Here is a 12,752-nt window from a genome sequence, read left to right on the forward strand (position 1 = left end):
CCTATCATTAAAAACCCCTTCAGGATTTCTGAAAGGGTTTTAATTTATTTCTTAAGGTTTTCTTTAAAATCATCAATCCGGAAATCGGTCAGGGCATTTCCTTTTTCCACTTTTTCTTTTGAATATAAGCGGAAATCATTTTCGGTTTTTTCAAGGAGATAATCATAAGGCCCGATATGAGAAATTAATTTGACCAATACAGGAGAAATTTCAAGACAAATAAAAAGCCCCATAATAAAAGCAGCAGCTAGACCTATGATAGCCGAATTTTTCCCCAGCTCATCCAATGCCTGTAGCCTTGCTGCAAAGCCATTGAATTTGTCCTCAAATGTTTCGGTTGATTTTCTTTCCGTTTCAAGATTGGCATATACTTTTGAGATCTCTTTATCCAGGTATTCAAGCCTTGGGGCCACCTGCTTCTGGTAATTCTCCAGATCCTGTCTTCTTTGCTCCTTAAGTTCCTGTTTACGTTTGGCATTAGGCCCAAAACCTTCTTTTCCACTTGTAAGGTCAGTCTGTTTTCCTAGAATCTCCTTTTCCAGTTCTACAGCTGCAGAATCATAAGACTTCTGGTACTGTCCAACTTTTTCTGAGATCTGTTTCTTTTCTGTTTCGAAAGGGCCGCTTTGTTGTAAAATCCTTCCGTTCATTTCACCCTGAAGCTGTTTTTTATTTCTCTGGATGATTGTATTCAATTGTTTGTTAACCTCTTTCTCGAAAATTTTGAGCTCTAGTGGCTTTGAAATAATGATTCCTAAAAATGTTGCTAAAACCAGACGAGGAACAGCCATTAGAACCTGATTCCACCAGGTGCCTGTTTTTTTTATGGAAGAAACAATATAACGGTCAAGATTGAAAATCATTAATCCCCATAAAATTCCAAAGCCCGCCGATGCCCATATATTATCAAATACAGTATACATGGCATAGCCTGCTGAGAGAGTGGCAAAAACAGCTGTAAAAAGGACGATTCCACCAATCCCGGCAAATTTGTTCCATTCACTTGGGGTTTTTCTTAAAATATGGATGTTTCCCCCGGAGCAGACCATCAGAAACTTCTGGAACCAATTTATCTTATGACTCACTTGATTTATAGTTTGTTGGTTATTTTTCATGATTGAAAATTTATACAAAAGTAATACTAAAAATCATACCAATGTTAAAAACAGTAATATGTTTTACCAAGTATGTTTGTTTTACGAGTTAAGTTGTTGTATTCCAATTTTTTATAAAATAATATGAAATCGTATTGAATATTTGGCTGAAAAATCGCTTGTTACTTTTGATAAAAATCATATTTTAGTGGCAATTATTTATTAAATAAATACAATATGAAAAAAATTATTATGATTTTCGCATTAATTTCTTTTATTAATGCATTTTCTCAAAACACAGAAAAATATTATAATTCTGATCGTGCGATGAGAAAAATGGATGCCAAATACGCACATTTGGAAAAAGATAGAAAAGAAGTAGAGGCCAGATTAGCCGGGTTGGATAAACGATCTTATCTGAATAAAGTAGGGGCAACTACTTCCTGGAACGGACTTTATACAGGCCAGATATATGAGATTCCTGTAGTAGTGCACGTAATTGAATCTCAGGCTGCAGCCAATGCCTACCTTTCCCTTACAGACCAGGAGATTATAGATTGGATCGACAGGACAAACAGCATGTTTGCTACAACTTTCGGAAATGGTTTTTACCCTGAAGGCCCTGGTCCCGACGGCGGAGCAGTGATGCCTTTTAAGCTTGTGCTGGCTAAAAGATCCCCAAGCTGCACCCCTACTACGGGTATTGTAAGATACAATGGAAGTACGATTCCCTCATACGATACGTGGGGAGTTCGTGTGCAGGGTACAGTTGGAGTAAGGAGTGACAAGATTAGAAACGCGGAACCTCACTGGCCGGAAACATCCTATTTTAATATCTATGTGGTGATAGGATTTGATGGCCAGCAACAATTGTCATATGAAATAAACGGAGTATCAACTTACCCGGGTTCTTATGATTACTACTATGACAGTTTTATAAAAGTTGCTGTGATTAAAGCCCCGAACAATGTAACACTTACCCGGCAAATTGGAATGGCCCTAGGATTATATTATACTTTCCAAGGGGATAGTGATAACTATCTTACAGGTTGCCCTATAAATAATAACTGTGAGACAGACGGTGACAGGGTTTGTGATACTTCACCTTCCAAAAGTATGGAGGGATCTGCGGTGGTTCCTGATAATAATACAATTGACCCATGTACGGGACAAAATTACGACGGAACCCAGTATAATGTCATGAATGAGACAAGTTCCAGCCGTAAGTTTACAGAAGGGCAGAGAGACAGAGCTGTTATGATGATGATGGAGAACCGAAAAAACCTGCTTAATTCAACAGCCGGACAAGATCCGTCAGTTGTTATTCCGTCTCCTGTATCTGTTGTTGCAGCACAATGTAACCCCGCGGGAACGCTTCATCCTACTAATAATAATTTTACCATTGGACCTTACAAAGTTAATTTTGGAAGTATCAACAGCACTACTAACGGGTATGATTCAGATGAAGCAGCACCTGTCTATTATGCAGACTATTGTATGGCAACATGTATCAGACCTGCTTACTATACTGATATTTCGGCAACAGCCGGCACGCCATTGAGAGTAAGCTATTTGAATGGACTTCCCCAGGCGGATAAATTCAAGACAAAAGTCTGGATAGATTACAATAACAACGGTTCTTTTGAAGATACCGAATTAGTAGTTAATGATACTTCGGTGAGCCCTTTAGATCCAGGATCAGGCACCACGCTTACCAATAATATTACTGTACCTGCTTCAGCAGTGAAGAATACTTATCTCAGAATGAGAGTTGCTGTAGATGCGGCAACGTTTGATGGAGCGGATCTTCCTGATTTTGGACCGTGTGCTCAATTGCAATACGGGCAGATGGAAGATTATGCAGTAAGAATTTTAGATGTATTAGGAACTTCTGAAGTGAAAAATAATTCAGAAACTAAAATTATCTATTTAAAATCTGAAAATAAGCTGAAATTAGTTGGCGGTAAGAACAGTATATTTGGAAATTACGAGATCTATGATGCAAGTGGAAAAATCCTTCAGAAAGGAGTTTCTAAATCAGATGAGATTCAGATCAATCAGCAGCTTCCAAAAGGAATGTACATGATCAATTATTCAGATAAGAAAGAATCGAAAAAATTCTTAAATAATTAAATAAGAAGCTGTCTCATAATAAAATGTAAACTGCACCCAAAAGTCTAAATAATATTTTGATAAGAAAGAGTCCTGCACTGTGCAGGACTCTTTCCTTTTAAATTAAGTCTGATCTATCCTGTAGTAATGAATATATTCTTTCATTGACCTTATGATTCGCTTGATTTATAGTTTGTTGGTTGTTTTCATAATTAAAAATGTATACAAAAGGAATACTAAAAATAAGATCAATGTTAAAGAGTAGGAATATATTTTACCATTGTGTTTGTTTTTACTAAGTTAAATTATTGTATCCCAGTTTTTTATAGAATAATATGAAACTATTATTGAATATTTGTAAAATTTAGGTAGAAATTATTGGGGTGTTTTGAAAAAAATGATAGTTTTGTGAAAAATTATTTACGAAATAAGTTAATATGAAGAAAATTATTATGATTTATGCATTGATTTCTTTTGTTAATGCATTTTCTCAAAACGCGGAAAAATATTGTGGTTTTGATGATGTAATGAGAAAAATGAATGCTAAATATCCAAATTTAGAAAAAAATAGAGAGGAAGTCGAAGCAAGACTGGCTGGATTAAATAAACAATCCTATCTGAATAAAGTAGGAGCAACTACTTCCTGGAACGGCCTTTATTCAGGCCAGGTATACGAAATTCCTGTGGTAGTGCATGTGATTGAATCTCAGGCTGCAGCCAATGCTAACCTCTCCCTTACAGATCAGGAGATTAAAGATTGGATCGACAGGGCAAACAGCATGTATGCCACAACTTTCGGAAATGGTTTTTACCCTGAAGGCACAGGTCCTGACGGTGGAGCCGTGATTCCTTTCAAGCTTGTATTAGCTAAAAGATCTCCAAGCTGTACTCCTACAACAGGTATTGTAAGATATAATGGGAGCACGATTCCTCTATATGATACCAGGGGTATTAAGATGCAGAGTGCAAGTGGAGCAAGTGATAGCCAGATTAAAAACGAACTGGCCCCTCACTGGCCGGAGACATCCTATTTTAATATCTATGTGGTGATCGGGTTTGATGGCCAACAACAATTATCATACGGATTAATGGGATATGCCATGTTCCCGGATTCTTATGATTACAGCTATGAAAGTTTCATGAAAGTGGCTACGATTAAAAACCTGAACGATACAACACTCACCCATGAGTTGGGACATGCTTTCGGATTATACCATACGTTTCAGGGAGTATCATATACCAATCAAACGAGTTGTCCTGTAAATAATAACTGTGCAACAGACGGGGACAGGGTTTGCGATACATCTCCTTCAAGAAGTATGTATGGAGTTCCGGTTCCTAATAATAATACAATTGACCCATGTACGGGACAAAATAACGATGGAACCCAGTATAATGTCATGAATTATACAAATTCTAACCGTAAGTTTACAGAAGGGCAGAGAGACAGAGCCATCATGCTTATGATGGAATACCGAAAAAACCTGCTTAATTCAACAGCTGGTAAAGATCCGTCAGTTGTTATCCCTTCACCGGTTTCTGTAATTGCAGCACAATGTAACCCTGCAGGAACACTTCATCCAACTAATAATAATTTTGCCATAGGACCTTACAAAGTTAATTTTGGAAGTATCAACAGTACAACGAACGGATATGATTCAGATGAAGCTGCTCCTGTCTACTATGCAGATTATTCTACAGCAACATGTATCAGGCCGGCCTATTATACTGATATTTCAGCAACAGCCGGCACGCCGTTGAAAGTAAGCTATATGAATGGATTTCCCCAGGCAAATAAATTCAGGACAAAAGTCTGGATAGATTATAATAACAACGGTTCTTTTGAAGATGCTGAATTAGTGGTTAATAATACTTCTGCAAATGCTATGAATTCAGGATCTGACATAACGCTTACCAATGATATCACGGCACCTGCTTCAGCAGTAAAAAATACATATTTAAGAATGAGAATTGCTGTAGATGCGGCAACGTTTAATGGAACAGATCTTCCTGATTTTGGGCCATGCGCTCAATTGCAGTACGGGCAGATGGAAGATTATGCAGTAAGAATTTTAGATGTATTAGGAACTTCTGAAGTGAAAAATAAATCAGAAACTAAAATGGTTTACATAAAATCTGAAAATAAGCTGAAATTAGTTGGTGGTAAGAATAATATATTTGGAAATTACGAGATCTATGATGCAAGTGGAAAAATCCTGCAGAAAGGAGTTTCTAAATCAGATGAGATTCAGATCAATCAGCAGCTTCCAAAAGGAATGTACATGATCAATTATTCAGATAAGAAAGAATCGAAAAAATTCTTAAATAATTAAAATAACAAAGAGGCTGTCTCAATTTTGAGACAGCTTTTTTTATGTTTAAAAAGGATAAATATGAGAATACTTATTGTATTGCTGTTTTACAGTCTAATAGTAGGCTGTCAGGGGCAAACTCAAAATTTGACATTAGCTGATGCGCCAAAGAATTTCCGGAAAAATGATAATGCTGATTATTTTACAGGAACATGGAAATTAACGGCTAAGAATTATGCAGATGGAAATGAAAAGAAAGTATTTCCTCTTCATGAATGTATGAAACACTATACTTTGCTGTTTGAAAAAGAGAGGCAGGACCTGTTTTTAACCAAAAATTTTGCCACAGGTAAAAACTGTACAGTGAAAAGTTCCACTTCCCGAAATTTGATTACATTAAACGGAAGTTCATTTTCATATTTCGAAGAAGACCTTAAGAAAAATGAACAGTTTAAAATAATTTCAAAAAACAGATTCGCGATACTCTATACCGATATTATATACGGGAAAGTAACCGAAATTGAAGATGTTTATGAAAAACAATAACACTTCTTACTTTAACCTGTCCGGATTCTGCTTTAAAAAACTGTCCCAACCGGAGTAAGATTTTGTTTCTGAAATGGTTCCTGAATTGAAATGATGACAAACGGCTACAGCCAGACCATCAGACGCATCGAGATATTTTGTAGGAAACTCTTTCAGTTTTAAAAGACTTTGCAGCATTCCTGCTACCTGCTCCTTACTGGCATTTCCATTTCCGGTGATTGCCATTTTTATTTTTTTCGGAGAGTATTCTGTAATCGGGATATTTCTGTGCAGGCTTGCAGCCATTGCTACTCCTTGTGCACGGCCAAGTTTCAGCATACTCTGGACATTTTTGCCATAAAAAGGAGCTTCCAAGGCCACTTCATCAGGGTGAAACTCATCAATCAAAGCCAAAGTTTTATCAAAAATATATTTCAATTTAGTCTCGTGGTTCGGGTATTTTTTCAGAATAAGTTCGTGGATGGAAACCAGTTCCATTTTACCTTTTTTAATGGAAATAATTCCAAACCCCATGATGGCGGTTCCCGGATCGATACCTAAAATTATTTTTTCTGAAATCATTGAGTCAAAGATATAACTTTTCGGTTTTTTTCAGAAGTAAAAAAAGAATAATAGTAAATCTTCATATAGTGAAAATTTATTAACTTCAACAAAAAATGATTATGAAAAACTTACTAAACCTTTGTGTGTTTCCACTCTTTGCTTTTTGCAGCTTTTTGCAGGTGGGTAACTTAAGAGTAAATAGCTCAATGGAAACTGAAAATTTACTGAAAGACAAAAGCCAGATCGGATATCTTTTTTTTAAAGTTGAAAAAAGTGATTCCGGCCCGGAAAAAGTAACGCTTGAATCAAAAAAAATTACAGACGGAAAACTTAAATCTGTACCGGCTTATAACAGAAATTCTGCAGGGATCGGTGATTTTATTGTTTCCCTGACGGATGGCAACGGAAAAGAAATCAACAAGCAGATTGTTGAAGACCCGTTGAATCAGAATATGGAAAGCTTTGAAAAAGAAGGAATCAACAGGCATAAGGTCTCTCTTGAAAATGCTGAGTTCAGTGTTCGGTATCCACATTCCGCAGATATCAGAATCGTGAAAGTTGAGAAAATTACAAATGCAGGGAACCAATTATTATTCAATCAAAAACTCTAGCCATGAAAAAAACTCTATTTTTCCTACTGATCAGCACGTTCTGCTTTTCTCAGACTTTTGAGACCGTATCTATACTGAATAACGGATCGAATGACAAACGCATCAATATTGCGGTTTTAGGAGACGGGTTTACTGCGGCACAGCAAAGCAGCTTCGTGTCCTCGGCACAGTCTACCATCAATTATCTTTTTACGAAAAGCCCATACACGGAATATAAGAATTATTTTAATGCCTATGCCGTAAAAGTGATTTCTACACAAACCGGAGTAAAGCATCCCGGAACGGCAGCTGATGTCACAGAGCCCGTAATTCCGGTTTCCAATCCTACCAATTATTTGGGATCTTCTTTTGATTTCGGAGTTCACCGATGTATTTACAGCAATACGACAAATAAAGTGGCGCAGGTTCTGGCCGCTAATGTGCCGGATTATGATATTACTTATGTGCTTGGAAATTCTACAGAATACGGAGGCTGTGGCGGAACGTATGCTTTTGCCTCTTTAAACGGAGCTGCTAATGAAATTGTAGTACATGAACTAGGGCATTCATTCGGAAATCTGGCTGATGAATACTGGTTTGCAGGTACAGGAGAATCTCCTAATAAAACCCAGAATTCCAATCCGACAACAATTAAATGGAAAAATTGGGTCGGATTCAATAGTGTAGGAGTTTATCCTTATACTGAAAGCCCTTCCTGGTACCGTCCGCACCAGAATTGTGAAATGAGATACCTTGACAGGCAGTTTTGCTCAGTATGTAAGGAAACTATCATTGAAAAAATTCATTCACTGGTTTCACCGGTCGATTCTTATACACCCGCCAGCAACAGTACAGTCAATGTGACGGCACCGATTACCTTTACTGTAAATGAGGTTTTACCCATACCCAATACTTTAGTTAATACATGGAAGCTTAACGGAACAGCTCTTTCCTCAACCGCTAATTCGTTGACAGTTTCACCAAGTCAGCTAAATGATGGAAATAATACCCTGATTTTTTCTGTAACCGATAACACTACTTTAGTTAAGGTAACAGGCCATAACACAGTTCATTTTGCTACCGTAACCTGGACGCTGAATAAATCAGCCACTTTGAAAGTATCTGATGTGGAAGCAAAAGAAAGGAGATTCGGGATCTATCCTAATCCTGCCAATAACGAATTTTATATCAAAGGAAAGCAGGAGTTTGCGAAAAACATTAAACTGGCACTATACGACGGATCAGGCAGAATAATTCCTGTGAAATTTGACATGAAAGCTTCATCAATAATACATGTGGAAATAAATACCTTACCTGCCGGAGTTTATACTTTGAATGTAACAGAAAATGGAGGTTTGATTATCTCCCAGAAAATTGTAAAAGAATAATTAATTTAATTTTAGTTTCAATAATATAAATCGGCTCTATTAGGGCCGGTTTTATTTTATACCTACTGCCTTCTCTGCGATGGGCAACCATTTTCCTTCATGGCGGAGGAGCAGAATCTTATTAACTAAAAAACTAGTTTTAAAATCTGTGTCTTTATAAATCTCCCATGCTTTTAAATAATTTTCAAAGCTTAAATCCCTGTATCCAATTGTGATATGAGGATTAAAAGAGCTTCGCATAAACCTGAACTGTTGCTTTACCCTGTAATAAAGGTCATGCAATTGTATATTTTCTTCCGGATGTATATACAAAACAGGATTTTTAGGATTGGGAAAACTCCTGAAACCGTTAAGTTCAATTTCAAAAGGGGAAATATGAGTATCGATTTTATCAAATGCTACAAAAATATCATTTTCCAATTCGAGCTCTCTGCAAAAAGGAGGGCACAATGTAATATGGGCATCATTCTTTACTGCCTTTGAATTATTATAGTTTATGGCTAAATCCTGCTTAAAAACCTCTACTTCATCAATAATCTGCTGAGGTGGATAAATTGCTATGAAGTATAATTTTTTCATGAGTTAAAAATATAAAACTATTTTTTCTCTACCGTGCTGATCATTCCTTTTCTCATATTAACAATGGTATTTTCAAGGGCATCAGTTATTTTTTTAACTTCAGTATAAGGTTTGAAAATAGAGCCTTTTCCTTTAGCTTCATCGGCAATATTAGACAATATGATAACAGATGTCTTAGTTCCGGGATAATAAATGTTGAGCGACGGGGAACCTTTGATATATCCGCTGTGAAAATAAATGTCGGGCTTTCCCGTACTTGTCATGATACCATAACCATAATTCATTTTTCCAAAAACAGCATGATGCCTTTCAGCACTTTTTGCGGCAAATTTCAGCAAAGTTTCAGGCTTTAAAATTTTTCCGCCATACAGAGCAGTATTCCACTGATGCAGATCCTGAATGGTAGAAAGAATCCCACCTGCAGGAATTCCTATTTCTTTTCCGCCCAGTCTTTCCGGCATATTTTTTATCTCTTCTGTATTCTTTTCATTTCCCAGATAGGCTCCTGCAAAATTACCACCCTTAAAAGTATTTCCTGTGGAAGATTGTTTCATCCCTGCTTTTGAAAACAGCTCTTTGAGATTTTCATCATAAGATTTTCCCGAAACTTTTTCGAGGACCTTTCCTAATGTATTAAATCCGTCATTGGAATAATAGAAATCGGAACCGCTTTTAAACATCAGTTTTCCCCCAAGTGTATTTAATCCAGAAGTATGATTTAAAAGCTGATGAATTGTGATGTTCTTATATTCTTTAGTCTGAAAATCTTTTAGGTAGTCTGAAACTTTATCATCTGTTTTCAGCTTTCCCTGTTCCATCTGAAGAAGTATCATCACTGCTGTGAACTGTTTACTCACGGAACCTATGGCAAAAATAGTACTGCTGTCAATTTTTGTTTTGTTTTTAAAATCGGAAAATCCATTATTTTTTCGGTACAGTTCTATTGAATCTTTGAATACGGCAATGCTGCCATTGAAATGATACTTTTTAAAAACAGAATCGATCTGCTGCTCCAGAAGCTTTTTCTCAAAAGCAGTGATTGTTGAATCTATAATTGCATTTCTGTCAACAGCCGGAATTTGAGGTTCTGCAGTTTTTTTGCAGGCTGTTAAAAAAAAGATGGGAACGAATAAAGTGAATAGAAACTTATAAATTTTCAGCATTGGTTTTAATTTATGCTAAACCCATCAAAAAGGATGCAAATTGAGGGTTTTGTATTTAAAATTTAATGGTTTTATTCTAATTGGGTTATGTTTAATTGTTTACATATTGCTTAAACTTAATCTTAAAGCCCCGGATTGGGGTGTATTATATAGTGGAATTATACCCGAAAAGTAATAATTTTGAATAAACTATCATGCAAGAATGGAAAAATATCTGGAGAACGATTGGTCACAAATTGACCGGTTATTAGAAAAAATAAAAAAACAGGGACTTTCTTATCTGAATACAATATCTGACAGAAGAACTTCTGTCGATCAGAATGTACTCCCGGACATTAAAAGAATATCAGAATCCGGCTACGGAACAGAAAAAGCATTGGAGATTTTTAATGAAAAATTTGAACCGGTTATCGTTGCTTCATCAGGCCCGAGATACTGGGGCTTTGTAACAGGAGGATCTACACCAGCTTCTATTGCCGGAGACTGGCTGGCTTCCGTATATGATCAGAATACACAAGCATCAAAAGGTCAGGGTGATGTGTCTGCGGTTATCGAGCTGGAAACCATTAAGCTGATGCTGGATCTTTTGGGGCTTCCGGAAAGTTTCTTAGGAGGTTTTGTAACCGGGGCAACGATGTCCAACTTTACCTGTATGGCAGTGGCCAGACAGTGGATAGGAAAAGAAAAAGGAAAAGATGTGGCGAAAGACGGAGTTTCGTTCCCTTTTAAGATCGTAACGGCTACACCACATTCTTCAAGCTTAAAATCCCTGTCACTTTTAGGGATTGGAAGCAGTAATATTGTTAAGGTTAAAACAATGGCGGGAAACAGGGAAGCTCTGTCTGTTGAAGATCTGGAGAAACAGATTCTGGAATTGCAGGATGAGCCTTTTATTCTGATCTCAAGCGGCGGAACGGTGAATACTGTAGACTTCGATGATTTTAAAGCGATTGCAGAACTTAAAAAGAAATATAAATTCTGGTGGCATATTGATGCGGCATTCGGAGGCTTTGCGGCCTGTACAGAGGAGACGAAACATCTGGTGGATGGCTGGGAAAATGCAGACAGCATCACGATAGATTGTCATAAATGGCTGAATGTTCCGTATGAAAGCGCTGTCTTTTTCATAAAAGAACAACATAAACTGTTACAGGTGGAAACTTTTCAGAATTCTAATGCACCTTATCTGGGAGATCCTCTGGAAAATTTCAGTTATTTAAATTTTCTTCCCGAAAACTCACGAAGACTGAAAGCTTTGCCTGCCTGGTTTTCTATGATGGCTTACGGTAAAAAAGGCTATCAGGAAATCGTAGAAAACAATATAACATTATCAAAAAAGTTTGGGGAATTCATTGATCACAGCAGTGATTTTAAACTCCTGGCTCCGGTGCGGCTGAATACAGTTTGCTTTACACTTAAAGACAGTGCGGATCAGGATAAAGTTGAACGGTTTTTAGAACTGCTTAACCATACCGGGAAAGTATTCATGACTCCTACTTTTTACAATCAGCATAAAGGAATCAGAGCTGCTTTTGTCAATTGGAGAACGGATGAAAAAGATATAGAACTGGTCTTTAATCTGATGAATGAAGTCATTACTGCATTGAAATAATTATAAAACCCCGTTAGTCGATCGCTACGGGGCTTATTTTGAAATCAGATCACAAAACCAGAAAACATATTCTTCATTCTGGTCATCGGGATCAGATTTAGGTTTCGGGTAAGTTTTTTTTACTATTTCCCCGACTTCAAAATGAATTGGTTGCTTAAAAACAGGGCCATCAAAAGTGAAGGTGTGAAACTCACCGTTTTCTCCGCAAGGATCTACATTTTCAGGAAGATCGCTGATGAAATCTTTATCGATAATTCTTCCTGCAAAACTTTTGTCAAGGTAAGTTTCATTCACGCAAGTTACGATCGTTTTAAACCTTAAGTCTAAAAAATCCTGGATGAGATCTGTTGTGTTAATTTTCCACAATGGGAAAACAGCCTGCATGCCGATGGCTTGTAATTGATCTTCACGGTATTTTCTTAAATCTTCAAGAAAAATATCCCCGAAAATAGAATGGGTAATGCCCTGAGATTGTATTTTATTCATGGTTTTACTCATAATTTCACGATATTCTTCCATCGACGGTTCTTTCGGAAGTTCCATTTTAATTAAAGGCAGGCCCAGACTTTCAGCCTGTTTTTCCAAAAGCGAAACATGAACCCCGTGCATAGAAATCCTTTGAAACTCTTTATTAATGCTTGTAAGCAAAGCAGTAACCTCAAATTGACCTTCTTTTAAAGTTTTATATAAGGCAAGAGCAGAATCTTTTCCGCTGCTCCAGTTGAAGATGGCTTTTGGTTTCATTAAATTAATTATTCTGCGAAAATAAAAAATCTCTCAGAATACTGAAGATAAATAGGTGGAATTAATCTT

At 36.8% G+C, this 12,752-nt stretch carries 11 protein-coding genes; 6 read left to right on the forward strand and 5 right to left on the reverse strand.

From position 1 onward, the window contains the following. Window positions 1–44: 44 nt before the first annotated feature. The gene (locus tag PMI13_RS09930; RefSeq protein WP_007843254.1) at window positions 45–1,115 is read right to left on the reverse strand and encodes a DUF4407 domain-containing protein; all 1,071 of its coding nucleotides are present in this window, start codon (window positions 1,113–1,115) and stop codon (window positions 45–47) included. Window positions 1,116–1,331: 216 nt separating this feature from the next. Here PMI13_RS09930 and PMI13_RS09935 point away from each other — a divergent pair, with 216 nt between their 5' ends. The 3 genes from PMI13_RS09935 to PMI13_RS09945 all read left to right on the forward strand — a co-directional run bounded on the left by PMI13_RS09935 (window position 1,332) and on the right by PMI13_RS09945 (window position 6,064). After that, entirely contained in the window at window positions 1,332–3,227 is a 1,896-nt protein-coding gene (locus PMI13_RS09935) for a zinc-dependent metalloprotease (RefSeq protein ID WP_034669418.1), read from the forward strand. Window positions 3,228–3,643: 416 nt separating this feature from the next. Then, window positions 3,644–5,539, forward strand: coding sequence for a zinc-dependent metalloprotease (locus tag PMI13_RS09940; RefSeq protein ID WP_007843256.1), 1,896 nt, complete (start codon window positions 3,644–3,646; stop codon window positions 5,537–5,539). A 60-nt stretch (window positions 5,540–5,599) separates the two neighbouring features. After that, window positions 5,600–6,064: a hypothetical protein gene (locus PMI13_RS09945; protein ID WP_007843257.1), complete on the forward strand. Its 465-nt coding sequence runs from the start codon at window positions 5,600–5,602 to the stop codon at window positions 6,062–6,064. Between the two features lie 6 nt (window positions 6,065–6,070). On the opposite strand, the gene ruvC is transcribed toward PMI13_RS09945, so the two are convergent. Then, window positions 6,071–6,625: a crossover junction endodeoxyribonuclease RuvC gene (gene ruvC, locus PMI13_RS09950; RefSeq protein ID WP_007843258.1), complete on the reverse strand. Its 555-nt coding sequence runs from the start codon at window positions 6,623–6,625 to the stop codon at window positions 6,071–6,073. A gap of 101 nt (window positions 6,626–6,726) precedes the next feature. Between ruvC and PMI13_RS09955 the strand changes: the two genes are divergently transcribed. Together PMI13_RS09955 and PMI13_RS09960 are read left to right on the forward strand one after the other, a co-directional pair. Further along, window positions 6,727–7,218, forward strand: coding sequence for a hypothetical protein (locus PMI13_RS09955; RefSeq protein ID WP_007843259.1), 492 nt, complete (start codon window positions 6,727–6,729; stop codon window positions 7,216–7,218). Window positions 7,219–7,220: 2 nt separating this feature from the next. After that, window positions 7,221–8,585: a peptidase M64 domain-containing protein gene (locus PMI13_RS09960; RefSeq protein WP_007843260.1), complete on the forward strand. Its 1,365-nt coding sequence runs from the start codon at window positions 7,221–7,223 to the stop codon at window positions 8,583–8,585. Window positions 8,586–8,636: 51 nt separating this feature from the next. On the opposite strand, the gene PMI13_RS09965 is transcribed toward PMI13_RS09960, so the two are convergent. Both PMI13_RS09965 and PMI13_RS09970 read right to left on the reverse strand, forming a co-directional pair. Beyond that, window positions 8,637–9,164, reverse strand: coding sequence for a 2'-5' RNA ligase family protein (locus tag PMI13_RS09965; protein WP_007843261.1), 528 nt, complete (start codon window positions 9,162–9,164; stop codon window positions 8,637–8,639). A 17-nt stretch (window positions 9,165–9,181) separates the two neighbouring features. After that, window positions 9,182–10,327 carry a serine hydrolase domain-containing protein gene (locus tag PMI13_RS09970; protein WP_007843263.1) on the reverse strand — a complete coding sequence of 382 codons (1,146 nt, stop codon included), beginning with the start codon at window positions 10,325–10,327 and terminating at the stop codon, window positions 9,182–9,184. Window positions 10,328–10,529: 202 nt separating this feature from the next. Here PMI13_RS09970 and PMI13_RS09975 point away from each other — a divergent pair, with 202 nt between their 5' ends. Next, window positions 10,530–11,939: a pyridoxal phosphate-dependent decarboxylase family protein gene (locus tag PMI13_RS09975; protein WP_007843265.1), complete on the forward strand. Its 1,410-nt coding sequence runs from the start codon at window positions 10,530–10,532 to the stop codon at window positions 11,937–11,939. Between the two features lie 33 nt (window positions 11,940–11,972). Here PMI13_RS09975 and PMI13_RS09980 read toward each other — a convergent pair whose 3' ends face one another. Then, entirely contained in the window at window positions 11,973–12,683 is a 711-nt protein-coding gene (locus tag PMI13_RS09980) for a Dph6-related ATP pyrophosphatase (protein WP_007843267.1), read from the reverse strand. Between the last annotated feature and the right edge of the window lie 69 nt (window positions 12,684–12,752).

It is taken from the genome of Chryseobacterium populi (assembly GCF_000282115.1).
GTDB lineage: Bacteria > Bacteroidota > Bacteroidia > Flavobacteriales > Weeksellaceae > Chryseobacterium > Chryseobacterium populi.